The following is a 17371-nucleotide window of genomic DNA, read 5'->3' on the forward strand; positions in this document are numbered from 1 at the left end:
GCATTTTGGGTTCGGATTTGTTAGGACTCGTGATTTCACGTCCGCAATCGGTACTGCTCCAGATGAATCGTTGCGTCCTTCTCCGCCGATTCGTAACTGGCGAACACCAGCTCCATCGTTCTCAGGTTATCCTCGGCGTGGGTTTCGGGCAGGGTACCTGTCTGCAAGGCGTGCAGCAGATTGGCGTTGCAGGGTACGATACTGGAGTGCACCACATCGTACGCAGGGTCTGCCCAGCTATAACGGGGTGGGGGAACGCGACGCGACAGGGTGCCCTCGGCGGTAGTAACCCGGAGCCAGTAGTCCGTAGCGAGCTCCAGAGAACCCTTCTCGCCCTCGACAAAGAGGAAGGTCTGGGGAAACCGCTCGTGTTCGGTGCGGCTGGCGTAGCTCATCTCGCAGACGACGGTGGTGCCTTCCCCCATACGCATCATCACCGTCGCCACGTCCTCGCCTCGAATGGTGGGGTTCACTCGCCGAATCTGGCAGTACAGGTTCTCCGCCTCGCCAAAGAGGAAGCGTGCGGTATCCAGAATGTGGCTGCCGATGTCGGTGAGGATGAACTGTTCCAGTTCGCGCAGGAAGGGCTGGTTGTCGAAGACGGGGAAGCTGTTGCTGAACGTCACCCGGGCGCGAAACGGCATGCCAATCACGCCGCTGTCCAGCACCTTTTTCGCCTCGCGGATGGGCGTCTGCCATCGCCAGTTTTCGTGGATGAAGAAGGGCACCCCTGCCTGTTTGCACGTTTCCACCATCTGCCGCGCGGTTGGCAAACCGGGCGCCATTGGCTTCTGGCAGATGACCGCCTTGCGGTATTTCGCTGCGAGGGAAACGAACTGGGCGTGGGTGTTGACGTCGGTGATGATGTCGAAGAAGTCTGTCTGTTCGTTCTGCAGCAGTCGCTCGGCGTCATCATAAACGGCAGGCACACCGAACTGAGCCGCCAGCGCTTCGGCTTTGGAACGGGTGCGGTTGTATAGCGCCACGCACTCCACGCCCTGCAGCTCCTTCCAGCCCGCCAGCTGGTATCGTGACCAGAAACCGGTGCCGAAAATGGCAAATCGCAACGTGCGCATCGACTCACCCCCCCTGCACGAGTTTACGATGCGGGCGGTGGGATCTCCTTTCTACCGACCGCGCGCAGTGGGGTATCGGGCATCGGGTGTAGCCAGCTGTGGCACAGTGAAAGAGTCACAGCACGCTTCCACTGCCTCGCTACACTACGCTCCTTCCATACGATTGGTGCAACGCTACCTTTGCTCAAATCAAAATCATGCCGCGCGTTTGGCGTCGCTTGCCGTCCAACGGTGTAGTGTTGACTGGAGCACGTCCAACGTGAGCGGCTTGCTCATGTAATCGTCCATGCCTGCAGCGAGGCACTGGTCGCGATCGGACTGCATCGCGTTAGCTATGAGCGCAATCACAATCTGATGTCTGCCCGTCTGTTGTTCCGCTTGGCGCAGCAGGCGCGTGGCGGTTAGACCGTCCATCACAGGCATTTGCATATCCATCAGCACAATGTCGTAGGATGCATTCTCCAACTTGTCCAACGCCTGCCGACCGTCCTGCGCCAGTTCTACAACGCAGCCCAGCTTCTGAAGCAGGGGAATCGCCACCTTCTGGTTCACAGGGTTGTCTTCCACGAGCAGTACTCGAACACCGTGTAAGGTTGGGCTGCTTTCGGCAGAGCCTACCTGCTGAGCATCCATTCGCTCGGGTGCGCTCTCTTGCAAAAGGAGGAGCGGCACTTCGAACCAGAAACGACTTCCCTGATCAGGTTGGCTCTCGACCCCGATGCGACCGCCCATCAGTTCTACCAGACGCTTGCAGATGGCTAACCCCAGACCTGTGCCCCCGTATTGGCGCGTAATGCAGCCATTGGCTTGTATGAAGGCATCAAAAATATCCGCTTGCCTCTCAGGCGGGATGCCCACCCCTGTATCCTGAACCTCGAAACAGAGCCAAACTGTTTCTCCATCGCCGTTTTCGAGGCGCGTCGCCCGAAGGACAACCTCTCCGCTCGCGGTGAACTTGATGGCGTTGCCGACCAAGTTCAGCAGGATTTGGCGCAGGCGCAGTGGGTCGCCAGCGATCCTTTGGGGAAGTGACCAATCCGACTCGGAGCGTAGCGTTAGCCCTTTCGACTGCGCCGTGGGACCCATCATAGACACCACCTCCTCCACCAGCGTGGCAGGCACAAAGGGCAGCGTCTCCAGCACCATCCGCCCCGCCTCGATCTTGGAGAAGTCCAAAAGGTCGTTGATAATCTCCAGCAGAGCCTTAGCACTGAGTGTGATAGTGTTGAGCAGATCGCGCTGCTCGTCGTTGATGGACGTCGACGCCAGCAGGTCTGCTGCTGCGATGACGCCGTTTAGCGGAGTGCGAATCTCGTGACTCATCTTCGCGAGGAACTCCGATTTCGCTTGCGCCAGTTTCTGTGCCTGACGCTGCGCCGTCTCTTGCAGTACCGTCAGCCCAATCATGGAGGAGATAGATTCCATCTCCTCGTAAAAGTCGGCACTCGGGGCACCAACCAACAGCATCCGGAGCGTGCCGACAGCTTGCGCCTGCGCCTGCATCGGGAATTCTAACATGTGCTTTGCTCTCGATTCAGGGTCGCCTGCACAGACGGCGAGTGAGTCGTCGCCGCATTTGACAGATAACTCCACAAAAGCAATATGTTTGCTATGCGCCTGCCAAAGAAACTGTACAGTCTCTTGCAGGCGTGTCTCGAACGGTTTCTGCTGAGATAGTTGCTGGCTGATGAAGAGGCGTCGTTCTACTGCGTGGCGCACCGAATCGGAATGGCGATGCAAGCGCACGGCGTTCTGAAATAAGAGTAGTACCAGCACCAGCAAGCCCACACTGACCCAGCTTGCCCATGCGAGGTGCAAGTTCTCACGCTCAGCTAACGCCGCTTCCGCACGAACAGCTTGCTTCAAGGAGCGGTTGAGTTTCTCGCTCAACAGGCTCGCCTCGTGTAAGAAGTTATTCTGGCTAAAGGTTTCGACATCAGCGCGGATCGCGCGCACCATATGCCGCTTGACCTCCAACCACTGCGTGTGGGCGTCGTTGAGATGCCGTTGTGCCTCGGCGGCGCGCAGCGGCGGCACATACTCTACCGTGCCTGCTTTGACCCAACCGCCGTGTTGCAGCACCGCATACAGTTGCTCCACCAGAACTGCCTGGGCATCTGCCTCGTCCTTCGCCCGCAGACAAGTTTTCCAGTCCTTGAGCACCAGCGCGGACATGGTCTGCAGCGAATGATACTCAAACCTGTGCGTGCGGGATTGCAGTGTGAGCAGCAGTTCCATCTGACGCGACCGTTTGTGCGTCAGCGATTGCCAACACATGAACCCCGTCGCCACCGCCGCCAGTGCAGCAATCGCGTAATTTGCCTTGTAGAACCGTCGTGTCATCGTTGCAGTCCCATGCATCCGGTGCTACGCGCAAGTTCTAAGGCTTCTCGGATGCTGTCATAGAGCCGGTCGTCGGCAGTCTCGAACCGCAACAGGCGCGCCTCTCGCAGAATAGCCCTGCCTGTAGGCGTCGTGTGCATCTCTAGCAGGGCGCGTTGCACGACCTCGAACCGTTTCGGATCCATCTTCCGCGACGCCACGACAGGCACAATACCCGCAGGGCCCAGCGAGTGGATAACACGCAACTTGCGGGCGTACTCGCTGCCGCGAAAACGCTCGAAGTCCAGCACCAGCGAGTCGACCGCCGACACATCCGCCGCGCCTGTCGCAACAGCACGTATCGACTCCTCATGCGACCCGGTGCGGATAATTTTGCCCAGGTGACCCTTTTCCAACCCCTTCCGAATCAGGAACGCGCGCGGCAGGTTGTAGCCCGAGTTAGAAAGCTCGTCGTTGTATGCCCAGACGCGCCCCTTCAGCTCCTCTATGCACCGATAGGGGCTATCCGCACGCACGATGACATCCGAGTAGTAGATGGGTCTGCCCTTGTAGCGCGGTTCCAACGGGATAGGCACTGCCATCAGGCGGGTTGGGGGCTGAGGCAACTCGCGTGACAGGACATACGGCAGTCCGCATACGCACGCGATATCGATGTCGCCCGTCGTGAGCATCGCATCTACGGTTCGGTAAGAAAAGCCACTCACCAGTTTGATAGAGTAGCCTGTTTCCTGCTCCAAATAGCGCACCAGTTTCTCGTACACGCCGACGCCTGCATCCGAGATAAACGCTGCCGTGACAGCGAGCCGGATGGTTGGCTGGGTGGGGTCGTTAGACGTAGGTTCGTTGGCAAGCGACACGAAAGCGGTGCCGACTGGCGGCTGACAGTGGCACCCTGTCAGTAGCAGTGCCGCCGCTACGCCGATTGTCAGACATGCCCGCATGCTTTTCATACCTAAATTGTTCCACAAAAAGAGGCGTTCGTCTAGATAAACAAGGCGGTAGCAAGATGCGGGGAGCTCATTCAGGCGGTCGCAAGCACTGACATGCAGTTTAGCCGTTCTTAAAAGTCGCGGGACGCTTCCAGCGGCTCCCCATACAATCTATCTCCAGACACGCCTTCAGCAACTCAGCACCTCCTCGCTGCTTCCGCGCCTGTGCATCGCGGGGTATACTATTATCATCAACAACCGGAGGAAGCGTGGATGTGTCTGGCGATACCGGGGCAGATATTGAGTATCGAGGGCGATGACGCGCTCACCCGCACAGGCAAGGTGAGCTTTGGTGGCATCGTGAAGGACGTGAATCTCGCCTACGTGCCTGAGGCCAAGGTAGGCGATTACGTGATAGTGCATGTCGGCTTCGCCATCAGTGTGGTGGATGAGAAGGAAGCGCAGGAGGTATTCGAGTACCTGCGCCAGATGGAGGAGCTGGGCGAACTTCAGGAGCAACCCACATGAGGTTCATCGAGGAATATCGCGATGCGGACGCAGCCCGGCGCTTCGCGGACGCCATCCGCAAGACTGTTACGCGCCCGTGGACGGTGATGGAGGTATGCGGGGGACAAACGCACGCCATCATGAAGTTCGGCATCGATGAGCTTCTACCCCCGCAGGTGACCTTGCTACACGGTCCGGGCTGTCCGGTGTGCGTAACGCCGGTGGAGCTGATTGACAAAGCGGTGGAGCTGGCGTCGCGTCCGGAGGTCATCTTCTGCTCCTTTGGCGACATGTTGCGCGTGCCGGGCACGAAGGGCGATTTGCTGTCCGCGAAAGCGGCAGGCGGAGACGTGCGCATCGTCTACTCGCCGATGGATGCCCTGCAGCTCGCGCTGAAGAATCCCGACAGGCAGGTGGTCTTTTTCGCGGTCGGTTTCGAGACCACTGCACCTGCCAATGCGATGGCGGTGTATCAGGCGAAGCGGCTGGGCGTGAAAAACTTCTCCATCCTTGTCTCCCATGTGCTGGTTCCACCCGCGATTGAGGCGATACTGAACGCCCCCAACAACCGCGTGCAGGGCTTTCTGGCGGCAGGGCACGTCTGCACGGTGATGGGCTACACGGAATATGAACCTATCGCGAAGAAGTACCATGTGCCCATCGTGGTGACGGGCTTCGAGCCGCTGGACATCCTGCAGGGCATCTACATGTGCGTCAAGCAGCTGGAAGAGGGCAGGGCAGAGGTAGAGAACCAGTATGCCCGTTCGGTGCGGCGCGAGGGCAACCGCCCGGCGCAGGAGCTGGTCCGCGAGGTGTTTGAAGTGGTACCCCGCAAGTGGCGCGGCATCGGCGAAATCCCGCAGAGCGGACTGGGCTTGCGTGAGCCGTACCGGGAGTTCGACGCCGAGCGGCGGTTTGTGCTGGAGACTGGCAGCGTGGAAGAAGCCTCCGAGTGCATCAGCGGGCTGATACTGCAAGGGGCAAAGAAGCCCACCGACTGCCCCGCGTTTGGCACGAAGTGTACACCGGAACACCCGCTGGGCGCGACGATGGTCTCCTCCGAAGGGGCGTGCGCGGCGTACTTCAAGTATCGGCGACGGGGCTAGGCGGCGCGCTGGTGGCGTAGCTCACACTCTGCCCGCAGTTGCTGCAGGCAGTCGAGCATCTGTTCGCAGGCATGGTCGAACTGCCGCAAGTCTGCAGTGCCTTCTCCAAGAAGGCGATGCATCGTTTCGTGGGATTCCAGTAGTTGTCGGAAGGCGTCTATCTGTCCGTAGAGCGGCTCGCCTACTATCTGCTGCCAGAGATGAAGCCGACAGGGCGCGCTGCTGCACACCTGCTTGCCACCTCCGTGAAGGGCGCGTCGGCGTGTTTGCAGCACATCGTACATGAGCTGAGCGAACACCTGTTGTTCTGCAAAGCCGCCCGGGTCTCCAAGAACCTGCCGCAGGCGCGAAAGCCACTCCTCCTCCGACAGCGTATTCACACGGATTGCCTCGTGCGCCGCGTGGGTGACGCGGTTGCGCCCCGCACGTTTTGAGAGATACAGTGCCTGATCTGCCTCCTCGATAAGGGTATCCGGGTTCACGGTATGTTGGTCGAGAGTCGACACGCCGAGGCTGGCAGTGATTTGTCGGTAACAGCACGGGATTTCGGAAATGCGCTGGCGTATCTGCTCGGCAAAGTCCAGCGATTCATGTACATCGCTGCCTGGCAACAGCACGACAAACTCTTCGCCTCCGTAGCGCGCCGCGCACCGCAGGTTGTCTTCGAACTGACGCAACGTGTTGGCGACCATACGCAGCACCTCATCACCCGCCTGATGCCCGAACGTGTCGTTGAACTGCTTAAAGTGGTCGACATCCAGCAGCACCACAGACAGGGGCTGCTCGCGTCGCAGCGCATAGAAAAACTCGCGCCCCAGCCTGTCGCGGAAGCTGCGGTGGTTAATCAGCCCTGTCAAGCCGTCGGTGTGGGCGATGCGCTCCAGGCGGGCGTTGGCTTCCGCCAAACGCGCAGTAATCTGCTGCAACTGGTCGTTTTGTGCTTCCAGTTCGTCGCGCTGCGCCTCGATGAGCTGCTCCTGGGCTTTGCGCTCGGTGATGTCGATGTTGGCGCTAATCGCACCAACGACCTGTCCTTCGGTGTCAATCAGCGGGAAGGTGCTGCACAGCACCCATCTGGTCTCTCCTTCTTTCGTTCTATCCTGCCACTCGATGTTTCGAAACGCCTCACCGCCAAACACACGGGCGATGACTGCTCGGGTAGCTTCCACATCTTCTGGACGGCAGAAGGTCTCGTAGATGGTCTTGCCGATGATCTCCTGCGCGGTGAAACCGTACAGGTTCTGTGCCTCCTGATTCCACTTGCGGATGACACCGTCGCGGTCGTAGGTGAAACAGGCAACGGGCATCCCCTCGAACAACTGCTCGAAGTAGCGTTTCAGCTGTTCCTGTTGGCGCAGTGCCTGATGCAGGTGTTCCGTGCGTTCCCGCACCAGTCCCTCGAGGTGTTGGCTATAGTGCAGGATTTGCGCTGTCGTCCGCTGTGCCAGCCAGAGAGTCAACAGCACAAACACGCTCCCGAACAGAAACACAAAAGCCACAATGGAGTGGAGCCAGACGGTATGGTGCGTAATAATCGCCCACAGACTGAACAGATAACCAATGAGGAAGAAGAACATGAGCGCCAGCAACACCTTCAGCACGGTGCAATAGCCCGCCTGCTGCACGGCGTGACGCATGCTCCACGCGCGGCGGATGCCGAGCCACATAATAGCAGCACCGAGGGAGATGGCAATGGCGTCGATGGTGTCTTTCACGGTTGCTCACACTGTGTTTCTCTAATTGTGGTATGTAGTCAAGAGACTCTTCATGAGTTTGCGTTACAAAGCGTCATCAATTATCATTCTAAGCGCAGCGAAGAATCTCAGACACCCTTCGCTAACGCTCAGCTTCACAGGGAATTGTCGCTGTGGTTGCTGAAAAAGCATGACCCGCTACCTATTCATCTCACACGGCGTGACTCCTGTTCAATATGGATTATAGGCTTAACTGCCGAAATGTTTAGAGGGCGCCAATTAGAACTGGTGAGTAGACTGGGCAGATGCGTCACGGCGTCTGTTCCTCTGCGGCAACGACCCGTTGCAGGACGAACTCACTGTCACCCCGTATTATTCACAGTAACAAAGGGCTAGCGGTTCAGGCGTGATGGAAGAAAAAGGCATGGAGACATTGACGTTGTCCTGCCCCATCCCCATCCAGCAATATCCGACAGTGGTGATGGCACACGGGGGAGGCGGCAGGCTGATGCATCAGCTGATTGAGAAGATGTTTGTCGCCACTTTCGGGGGCGGGGCGTTGCAGGCACGCCACGATAGCACACTCCTGGAGTTGCCCCGCGCGCGTTTGGCGTTCACGACCGACTCGTACGTGGTGCGTCCCCTCTTCTTTCCGGGCGGCGACATCGGCAAACTGGCGGTGTACGGCACGGTGAACGATTTGGCGATGAGCGGCGCGCGCCCCCTGTATCTCAGCCTGGGCATGATTCTGGAAGAGGGTCTGCCGATGGAGACGCTGTGGCAGGTGGTGGTGTCGATCCAGCAAGCAGCGCAGGCGGCGCGCGTGCAGATTGTCTCGGGCGACACGAAGGTGGTGGACCGGGGCAAAGGCGACGGTGTCTTTCTGAACACATCGGGCGTGGGCGTCATCGAACATGACCTGACGATTGCGCCACAATCGGTGCGGGTGGGCGACGCGCTGGTGCTGAGCGGCGATATCGGCAGGCATGGCATCGCGGTGATGGCGGTGCGCGAGGGACTGCAGTTCGAGAGCCAGATTGAGAGCGACTGCGCGCCGCTGGCGGAACCGGTGCTGGCGTTGATTGCGGAAGGCATTGAGGTACACTGTTTGCGGGACCTGACGCGCGGCGGGCTGGCAAGCGCGGTGGTGGAAATCGCGGAATCGGCGGGAGTAGGGATTCAACTGGAGGAGGCGCGTATCCCTGTGCGCGAGGACGTGCGCGGCGCGTGCGAGATACTGGGCTTTGACCCTCTGTATGTGGCAAACGAGGGGCGGTTTGTGGCGTTCGTGCCCGCTGCGCAGGCAGAGAAGACGGTGGAAGTGCTGCGCCGCTTCGCCGTCAGCGCGACCGCCGACGTCGTTGGAGAGGTAACCGCCTCGCCGGAGGGCACGGTGGTGCTGAAAAGTGTCATCGGCACCTCGCGGGTGGTGGACATGCTCAGCGGCGAGCAGCTGCCGAGGATATGTTGAGGTGGTTTCGCTCATGAGCGCAGAAACGACAGAAATCGTTCGCAGGTGCAAGACCCTTCTTGTGCAGCACTATGGCGCGCGGTTTGGAGGACTGGTATTGTATGGCTCGACGGCGCGCGGTCAGGCAAGCACTGGCAGCGATATCGCCGTGCTGGTGTTCATCATCGAAATGCCAAAAGAGAAGGTGTAATCTTGTCTTATCCTTCCCCCTCCAAGTAATTCTCCACCAGCGGGCGTACCGCCTCGATAAAACGCTCCGCCTGGTGCAGGGCATCCTCGGCATCTTCACTGGTCAGAAAAGCATCTGCCGAATAGTCGGCGCTCATGCGGTCGTCCAACCTCCGTGTAAACAAGCGTCCCACTTCGTTCGGGAGCTTGCCCGTTCGGATGAAGTACAGTCCCAACATAGTTCGTACACCCTCATGGGTTCTGGGCTCTGCTCCTTCGGTCAATAGCAACGCGCGCGCCGCCCACAGCGTTGCATAATAGGCGACCGAAATGGCTTCCTCGTAAAAGCCTTGTTCGAACAACATATGTGCCGCTCTCAGGCGTTCGGCGCTTTTGTCCCAGAAGGTTCGAACGCGCTGCCGTAAGATTTGCTCCACAGCAGGTATCCCTCCTCTTCGGCGTCTCGAAGTACCCCTTCGCCGCGCTGCAGGGCAAACTCGTACTGCGCACGAGTGCGGATGAGCAGAGAAATCGCCCGCATCGTTTCTAACTCCACTTCCTGCACTGCCTCATACAGCCGCTCTACGGTCTCTTTGTCTTTTTCCGGTAGCACCACCAGCAGGTCGTAGTCCGAATCGGGGCGGTGGTCACCGCGCGCCCGGGAGCCATACAGCACTACCATCTCTGGCGCAGGCGATAGCTGCTGCGCCCGCTCGATAAACATGCGTAAGGCGCGGTCTTTCTGCAAGCGGGGTGGGAGTGGACGCATGTTCATGGCTTCATTGTACCATACACCGTCTGGCTTGACCACGCGCCTGAAAACGCGATAAAATAACAGCAAAACGGGTGAGTGAAGGAAATAGACACATGAGTTCAGGATACCACGTGGCTATTGCAGGAGCGACTGGTGCTGTGGGCACGGAGTTCCTGCGCGTGCTCGAGAGACATGACTTTCCCATCGCTTCCCTGCGGCTGCTGGCGAGTGAGCGGTCGGAGGGAAAGCGTATCCGTTTCGCGGGCGAGGATCTGGTGGTGCAGCGCCTCACAGAAAACGCCTTCGAAGGGGTACAAATAGCCTTCTTTTCGGCGGGCGCGTCGCGCAGCAGGCAGTTCGCGCCGGCGGCGGTAAGGGCAGGCGCGGTGGTGATAGACAACTCCTCCGCGTTCCGCATGGACCCACAGGTGCCGCTGGTGGTTCCGGAGATTAACATCGACGATGCCCAGCACCATCAGGGCATCATCGCCAACCCCAACTGTTCCACCATCATCATGCTGATGGCGGTCGCGCCGTTGCATCGGCGGTGGCGGGCGAAGCGCGTGGTGGTCAGCACCTATCAGGCGGCGAGCGGTGCAGGTGCGCAGGCAATGCAGGAACTTTTAGACCAGACGGCAGCCGTCCTTGAGGGGAAAGAGGTGACCCCGCGCGTGCTGCCGCACCAGATTGCGTTCAACCTCTTCAGCCACAACTCGGCAGTGAACGAGTACGGCTACAATGAAGAGGAGTGGAAGATGATTCACGAGAGCCGCAAAATCCTGCACGAGCCGGGGTTAGCCATCACCGCCACCTGCGTACGTGTACCCGTTCTGCGGGCGCATTCGGAGAGCATCAATATCGAGTTTGCAGAGCGGCGCCCCAGCGTGGAAGAGGCACGGCAGGCACTGGCGGAGTTTCCCGGGGTCAAACTGGTGGACGACCGCGAGCGCAACCACTTCCCGATGCCCATCGAAGCCACTGACCGCGAGGAGGTACTGGTGGGGCGTATTCGTGAGGATGTTTCCAACCCGATGGCGCTGGATTTGTTCGTCAGCGGTGACCAGCTGCTGAAAGGAGCGGCTTTGAACGCCGTGCAAATCGCCGAGGCGATGATCACCAGAAGATGGCTGTAATAGACAGGAGGAAACGATGCAGGTCAACTGGGGACCGGTGGTGACCGCGATGGTCACGCCATTTAACGAGAATTTGGAAGTCAATTACGACGCCGCGCAGGCACTGGCAGAGCTGCTGGTGCAGACCGGTTCTACGGGGCTGGTGGTCAGCGGTACGACGGGCGAGTCGCCGACCCTGACGCACGAGGAGAAAGTCACCCTGTTCCGCAAGGTGAAAGAGGCGGTGGGCAACCGTGCGGCGGTTCTGGCAGGCACCGGAACCTATGACACCGAAGAGTCGGTACGGCTGAGTCAGGAGGCGGAGCGAGCGGGGGTAGACGGGCTGCTGCTCGTCGCGCCATACTACAACCGTCCGTCGCAAGAGGGGCTGTATCAGCACTTCAAGACCATCGCGCACGCCGTCGACCTGCCCGTGATGATTTACAACATTCCGGGGCGCACCGGCGTGAACGTGGAGCCGGGCACACTGCTTCGGCTGGCGGAGATTACCAACGTCGTGGCGGTCAAAGAAGCCAGCGGTAATCTCAACCAGATGTCGGAAATCTGTGCTGGCGCGCCGGACGGGTTCCTGGTGTATAGCGGCGACGACTCGCTAACGTTACCGCTGCTGGCGGTCGGCGGTGTGGGCGTGGTGAGTGTGGCATCGCATGTGGTAGGGCGCGACATCCGCCGTATGTGTGAGGCGTTCTTCGCCGGGAAGGTGCAGGAAGCCACCAAGTTGCATCACCGGATGCTGCCGCTGTTCAAGGCGTTGTTCTGCACCACGAACCCGGTTCCGGTGAAGGCGGCGCTGAATATGCTGGGGGCCACCGTGGGCGGTGTGCGCCTGCCGCTGGTGGAAGCGAACGACAAAGAAAAGGAGATTGTCCGCAAAGCACTCAGAGACTACGGGTTACTGCAGTGAACGACGACACTTTTCCCTATGAAGAGAGCATCGCGCTGATCCCGCTGGGGGGCACGGGTGAAATCGGCAAGAACCTCACCGTCGTGCAGTTCGGCGGGGAGATACTGGTGGTGGATTGCGGACTGGCGTTCCCATTCGACGACGTGTACGGGGTGGACATCGTCATCCCCGACATCACCTACCTGCGCGAGAATGCCGACAGGGTACGGGGCATCGTACTCACTCATGGGCATGAAGACCATGTCGGTGCATTGCCCTATGTGCTTGCGGAAATGAATGTGCCTGTATGGGGTACGTGCTTAACCCTGGGGCTGGTGCGCGCCAAACTGAGTGAGCGGCTCCCACTTTCCCAGCTGGATTTGCGCGAATACGCGCCCGGAGACCGTATCCCGATAGGTCCTTTTTATGTGGAACCGGTGCGGGTGACCCATAGCATCCCCGAAACGGTTGCGCTGAATATCGAGACACCGATAGGGCGTATGGTTTTCGTGAGCGACTTCAAGATCGACCACACGCCGATTGATGAGTGGCGTTTCGATGCCGCGCGGTTCGGGCAGCTGGGCGAGGAGGGGGTATTAGCCCTCGTTTCCGACAGCACCAACGCCGAGAAACCGGGGGTAACGCCTTCCGAGCGCGTGGTGGGCGCAGCATATGACCGCATCTTCCGCGAGGCGCCGGGGCGCATCATCGTCACCATGTTCGCCTCCAACATCCACCGGATGCAGCAGGTGCTGGATACCGCTGCACGCTACGGCAAGAAAGTGGCAGTGCTGGGGCGCAGTATGCAGCAGAACCTGGACATCGCCATCGAAATGGGCTATGTGTGGCTGCCGCCGGACACACTCATCCGCACCGACCAGATTGGTCAATACGAGGGGCGACAGCTGGTCATTCTGGCGACAGGCGCACAGGGAGAACCTCTCTCCGCTTTGACGCGCATCTCGCGCGACGAGTATAAGGCGGTGCAGATTGAGCCGGGCGATACCGTCATCCTCTCCGCCACCCCGATACCGGGCAACGAAAGCCTCGTGTGGCGCACGGTGAACCGTCTGATTCGCAAGGGGGCGAACGTCATCTATCCGCCGATGCAACCTGTACATGTTTCGGGGCACGCCTATCAGGAAGAGCTGAAGATGATGCTGGCGCTGGTGCGTCCGAAGTATGTCATCCCCATGCACGGCGAGCCTCGAATGGCGGTACAATATGCGCGGATGGCGCGGGAAATGCATATCCCCGCAGAGAATATCTTCCTGATGGATTTGGGAGATACCCTCTACCTGCACCCCGAGGGCGCGAAGTTCGGTGAAAAGGTTCCAGTAGGCAGGGTGCTGGTGGATAGCGGCGGCAACAGCGGCATCAGTGACGTCGTGCTGCGCGACCGCAAGCATCTGGCGCAGGACGGACTGGTGCTGGTGGTGGTGAGCATCGATAAGGAGACCGGCGAGATACTGGCTGGTCCCGACGTGACCATCCGCGGAATGGCGGTGAGTGAAGAGGAAGAGCCGCAGTTCGTCGAATACTTACGGCAGCAGGTGCTGTCCGAACTGCAAGAGCTGGACATTTCAGAGGTGACTGACTGGGATGCGGTTCGCGCCGATGTGCGCAGTACAGTCACGCGGGCGGTCAAGCAGCGGCTGAAGCGTCGCCCCGTGGTCATACCGGTAGTGATGGAGATTTAGCGGCGCCTCCGGTCAGACCCGAAGGAGGGCTATCATGAGGGAGCCATCGGTCAAACGTGCGTTGGTGCTGGCGATACTGGGCGCGGTGCTTATCGCTGGAGCGTTGTTACTGCGTCAGACAGGCATGCTACGCAGCGCACAGTCACGTGCCAACGAGGAATTCGCCCTGAGTGAGCGAGCACACCACGAAGGCGAGCACGAAGCCGCCATGCGCCACATGCAGAATGCGGTGAAGCTGGACCCGCACTTTGTGGAAGCGCGGGAAGGGCTGGCGGCGATGTACGAGCAGTTTCGCGGAATGGATGCCGCCATCGCGGAGTACGAGCGCGCCATCAAAGAGGACCCGCAGAATGAGGCACGCTACTGTTACCGGATTGCACAAATCTACTTTGTGCACCGCCAATGGGAGCCTGCATTGCAGTGGTTACGCCGTTCAGACAACCTTGCGCCGAGCGACTTTCATGTGCAGCGGATGATCGGGTTCTGTCTGGAACGGCAGGGCAAATGGAAGGAGGCAGAACAACACTGGAGCGCGGTGCTCCGCCAGAACAGCAACGACCCGAACGTGCAGCGCGCCCTGGCACGAGTGCGCAGACACATGAACAGCAAGCAATCCACAGAAAGCGGCAAGGGAGGGTAGGCGGTGTTTCGGAACTATCGCGACATCTTGAGACAGATGGAGATGGAAATGCAAAGGCTATCTGACGAAGCCCTGCTCAGCGTGTTTGGACCGCTGGGCACGGCGGAGCGGTTCTGGCAACCGGCAGCCGACATTTGTGAAACCGAAGAGGCGCTGGTGGTGAAAGCGGAAATCGCCGGTGTTCAGCCCGAAAAAATCAACGTCTCGCTATCCGCCGATAACAGGGTGCTGGTTATCTCGGGCATCAGGGCAGAAGATGAGGAAGAACGTCGCGCTCGCGTGCGGTGTTATCAACTGGAAATCTACTACGGTCCGTTTGAACGCCACATCACGTTGCCGCCCGATATACCCATCGACCGCGACAATATCTCTGCTACCTATCGTAACGGTGTGTTGACAGTGCGTCTTCCCAAGAGCATCCAGGAAGAAACACCGGCTATCCGACGTATTCCCATCACCGAAAGCGAGCGGGAGAGTGAATAGCGGAGGGAAAGCGAGGGAGGCAATATGGCAGACGTAGAGACCCCAGTCACGCCGGGCAGCGATAACGAGAAGGACCTGCGGATGGAAATCCCGGAAGTGCTGAACCTCCTACCACTTCGGGATACGGTGGTGTTTCCGGTGCTTATCGTGCCCATCGCTGTAGGCAGAGAGAGCTCCATCAAACTCATCGACGACTCGGTGGTGGGAGGCAACCGGATTATCGGTGTGGTGGCGATGAAAGACCCCACCGTCGAGAACCCCACGCTGGATGATGTGTATCGGGTGGGCACGGCGGTGGTCATCCGCATGATGGGCAAAATGCCGGATGGCATCCGCCTGATTGCTCAGGGCATCAGCCGTATTGAGATACTGGAGGCAGTGCAGAGGCAACCCTACCTGCGCGTGCGGGTGCGCGTGGTACAGGAGCCGACACAAATCAGCGAGGAAGACAGCCTGGAGATTGAGGCACTGCGCCGGAACATCGCCGCCGCTTTCCAGAAGGTGGTGCAGCTGTCGCCGAACCTTCCTGACGAGCTGGAGGGCATCGCACTCAACGTCACCGAGCCTCATGTACTGACCGACCTGGTCGCGGCGCATTTGCCTGTCTCTATCGCTGACAAGCAGAAGATTCTGGAGACCTTTGACCTTAAGGAGCGAATGCGCCTGTTGCTGCAGATGCTGGTGCGAGAAGTGGAAGTGCTGGAGCTGGGCAGCAAGCTGCAGTCGGAGGTGCATTCGGAGCTCAGCAAGACACAGCGCGAGTACTACCTGCGTGAACAGCTCAAAGCCATCCAGCGCGAGCTGGGCGAGATGGACGAGAACATGGCGCAGATCGAGGAGCTGCGCCAGAAGATTACCGAAGCCAAGATGCCTCCCGAGGCGGAGAAAGAGGCTCTGCGCGAGCTGGACAGGCTGTCGCGTATCCCCTCTGCTTCGCCCGAATACACCGTCGCGCGCACATACATCGAGACCATGGTCGCGCTGCCCTGGAGCATCTCCACCGAGGACAATCTGGACATCTCGCAGGTGCGACAGGTGCTGGACGAAGACCACTACGGGCTGGAGAAGGTCAAGGAGCGTATTCTGGAGTATCTCGCGGTGCGCAAGTTCAAGACCGAAGGCACCATGCGCCAGCCAATCCTGTGTCTGGTGGGTCCGCCGGGCGTGGGGAAGACCAGTTTAGGTCGCTCAATTGCTCGTGCGCTGGGCAGGAAGTTCGTGCGTATCTCACTGGGCGGCATCCGCGATGAGGCGGAGATTCGTGGACACCGTCGCACCTACATCGGTGCACTGCCCGGACAGATTATTCAGGGTATCCGACGGGCAGGCTCCAACAACCCCGTCTTTATGCTGGATGAGATAGACAAGGTAGGGGCGGACTTCCGCGGCGACCCGTCCGCTGCGCTTCTGGAAGCACTGGACCCCGAGCAGAACAGCCAGTTCCGCGACCACTATCTGGATGTGCCTTTTGACCTTTCGAAGGTGCTGTTCATCACCACTGCCAACGTGCTGGATACCATCCTGCCGCCGCTGCGCGACCGTATGGAGGTCATCGAAATCCCCGGTTACACTGAGGATGAGAAGCTGGAGATTGCGAAGCGCCACCTCATCCCACGCCAGATGCAGGAGCACGGGCTGAACGAGGAAGAGCATATCCAGTGGACAGAGGAGGGCATCCGCGCCATTATTCGGGGTTACACGCGCGAGGCAGGGGTGCGCAATCTGGAGCGGGAAATCGCCTCCGTGTGCCGCAAGGTGGCGCGCCGCTTTGCGGAAGGGGAGACCGGGAAGGTGGTGGTAGACGCTGCCAAAGTGGAGGAGTTTCTTGGCGCGCCCCGCTTCGAGTTCGAAGAGATTTCCGAGCGCACCTCGCAGCCCGGTGTGGCGGTTGGGCTGGTGTGGACGCCCGTCGGTGGGGACATCGTGTTCGTGGAGGCCACGCTGATGCCGGGCAACAAAGGGCTGTTGCTGACCGGCCAGCTGGGCGACGTGATGCGCGAGTCGGCGCAGACCGCGCTGAGCTACATCCGCAGCCACGCAAAGGAGATGGGCATAGACCCCAGCTTCTTCGAGAAGCATGATATTCACATCCACGTACCCGCTGGGGCGATACCGAAGGATGGGCCTTCGGCAGGCATCACGATGGCAACTGCGCTGGCATCACTGCTTACGGGCAGGTGTGTGAAGCCGCGCGTGGCGATGACAGGAGAGATCACGCTGTCTGGACGGGTGCTGCCGGTCGGTGGCATTAAGGAGAAGGTACTGGCGGCGCACCGTGCAGGTATCGAGACAGTGATATTGCCCTCACGCAATAAGAAGGACCTCGTCGAAGATGTGCCGGAGCAGGTGCGCACACAGATGCGCTTCGTGTTTGTGGACACCATAGACGAGGTGTTGAAAGAGTCGCTTGCTATCTCCACCAACGGCGCGAAGCGCACCCGCACCCGCCGTAAGGCGAAAGAGGCGGCGCCGGTGGGGTAGAGA

16 protein-coding genes are annotated in these 17371 nt (G+C 59.7%); 10 read left to right on the top strand and 6 right to left on the bottom strand.

Annotated elements, in window-relative coordinates:
* Positions 1-35: 35 nt before the first annotated feature.
* The 3 genes from K6U75_03555 to K6U75_03565 form a co-directional block, all read right to left on the bottom strand.
* Positions 36-1076, bottom strand: coding sequence for a Gfo/Idh/MocA family oxidoreductase (locus tag K6U75_03555; GenBank protein MCL6474116.1), 1041 nt, complete (start codon positions 1074-1076; stop codon positions 36-38).
* A gap of 195 nt (positions 1077-1271) precedes the next feature.
* Entirely contained in the window at positions 1272-3419 is a 2148-nt protein-coding gene (locus K6U75_03560; protein ID MCL6474117.1) for a response regulator, read from the bottom strand.
* Positions 3416-4369 (bottom strand): PhnD/SsuA/transferrin family substrate-binding protein, encoded by a 954-nt coding sequence (locus K6U75_03565; protein ID MCL6474118.1) that lies wholly within the window; start codon positions 4367-4369, stop codon positions 3416-3418. Before K6U75_03565 ends, K6U75_03560 begins: the two co-directional genes overlap by 4 nt.
* 252 nt (positions 4370-4621) lie before the next feature.
* Between K6U75_03565 and K6U75_03570 the strand changes: the two genes are divergently transcribed.
* A complete protein-coding gene (locus tag K6U75_03570; protein MCL6474119.1) occupies positions 4622-4876 on the top strand; it encodes a HypC/HybG/HupF family hydrogenase formation chaperone in 255 nt (84 codons plus the stop codon).
* Positions 4873-5961 (top strand): hydrogenase formation protein HypD, encoded by a 1089-nt coding sequence (gene hypD / locus K6U75_03575; protein ID MCL6474120.1) that lies wholly within the window; start codon positions 4873-4875, stop codon positions 5959-5961. Before K6U75_03570 ends, hypD begins: the two co-directional genes overlap by 4 nt.
* Here hypD and K6U75_03580 read toward each other — a convergent pair.
* Positions 5958-7676 (bottom strand): diguanylate cyclase, encoded by a 1719-nt coding sequence (locus tag K6U75_03580; protein ID MCL6474121.1) that lies wholly within the window; start codon positions 7674-7676, stop codon positions 5958-5960. The two genes, hypD and K6U75_03580, sit on opposite strands and share 4 nt — an antisense overlap.
* Positions 7677-8079: 403 nt before the next feature.
* On the opposite strand from K6U75_03580, the gene hypE reads away from it, so the two are divergent.
* Together hypE and K6U75_03590 are read left to right on the top strand one after the other, a co-directional pair.
* Complete coding sequence (gene hypE / locus K6U75_03585; protein MCL6474122.1) at positions 8080-9126, top strand: hydrogenase expression/formation protein HypE; 1047 nt, start codon at positions 8080-8082, stop codon at positions 9124-9126.
* Between the two features lie 13 nt (positions 9127-9139).
* Complete coding sequence (locus K6U75_03590; GenBank protein MCL6474123.1) at positions 9140-9316, top strand: hypothetical protein; 177 nt, start codon at positions 9140-9142, stop codon at positions 9314-9316.
* A gap of 7 nt (positions 9317-9323) precedes the next feature.
* Here K6U75_03590 and K6U75_03595 read toward each other — a convergent pair whose 3' ends face one another.
* Together K6U75_03595 and K6U75_03600 are read right to left on the bottom strand one after the other, a co-directional pair.
* The gene (locus tag K6U75_03595; GenBank protein ID MCL6474124.1) at positions 9324-9731 is read right to left on the bottom strand and encodes a HEPN domain-containing protein; all 408 of its coding nucleotides are present in this window, start codon (positions 9729-9731) and stop codon (positions 9324-9326) included.
* Entirely contained in the window at positions 9671-10018 is a 348-nt protein-coding gene (locus tag K6U75_03600; protein ID MCL6474125.1) for a nucleotidyltransferase domain-containing protein, read from the bottom strand. Before K6U75_03600 ends, K6U75_03595 begins: the two co-directional genes overlap by 61 nt.
* Before the next feature lie 143 nt (positions 10019-10161).
* Between K6U75_03600 and K6U75_03605 the strand changes: the two genes are divergently transcribed.
* The 6 genes from K6U75_03605 to lon are packed head-to-tail and all read left to right on the top strand — an operon-like array spanning position 10162 to position 17368.
* Positions 10162-11181 carry an aspartate-semialdehyde dehydrogenase gene (locus K6U75_03605; GenBank protein ID MCL6474126.1) on the top strand — a complete coding sequence of 340 codons (1020 nt, stop codon included), beginning with the start codon at positions 10162-10164 and terminating at the stop codon, positions 11179-11181.
* A gap of 16 nt (positions 11182-11197) precedes the next feature.
* Positions 11198-12085 (top strand): 4-hydroxy-tetrahydrodipicolinate synthase, encoded by an 888-nt coding sequence (gene dapA, locus K6U75_03610; GenBank protein MCL6474127.1) that lies wholly within the window; start codon positions 11198-11200, stop codon positions 12083-12085.
* A gap of 29 nt (positions 12086-12114) precedes the next feature.
* A complete protein-coding gene (locus tag K6U75_03615) occupies positions 12115-13764 on the top strand; it encodes a ribonuclease J (protein MCL6474128.1) in 1650 nt (549 codons plus the stop codon).
* Between the two features lie 34 nt (positions 13765-13798).
* Positions 13799-14404, top strand: coding sequence for a tetratricopeptide repeat protein (locus K6U75_03620; protein MCL6474129.1), 606 nt, complete (start codon positions 13799-13801; stop codon positions 14402-14404).
* A 3-nt stretch (positions 14405-14407) separates the two neighbouring features.
* Positions 14408-14887: an Hsp20/alpha crystallin family protein gene (locus tag K6U75_03625; protein MCL6474130.1), complete on the top strand. Its 480-nt coding sequence runs from the start codon at positions 14408-14410 to the stop codon at positions 14885-14887.
* Between the two features lie 24 nt (positions 14888-14911).
* Positions 14912-17368, top strand: coding sequence for an endopeptidase La (gene lon, locus K6U75_03630; GenBank protein ID MCL6474131.1), 2457 nt, complete (start codon positions 14912-14914; stop codon positions 17366-17368).
* Positions 17369-17371 lie beyond the last annotated feature (3 nt).

This window comes from Bacillota bacterium, from assembly GCA_023511455.1.
Taxonomy (GTDB): Bacteria; Armatimonadota; HRBIN16; order HRBIN16; family HRBIN16; genus HRBIN16.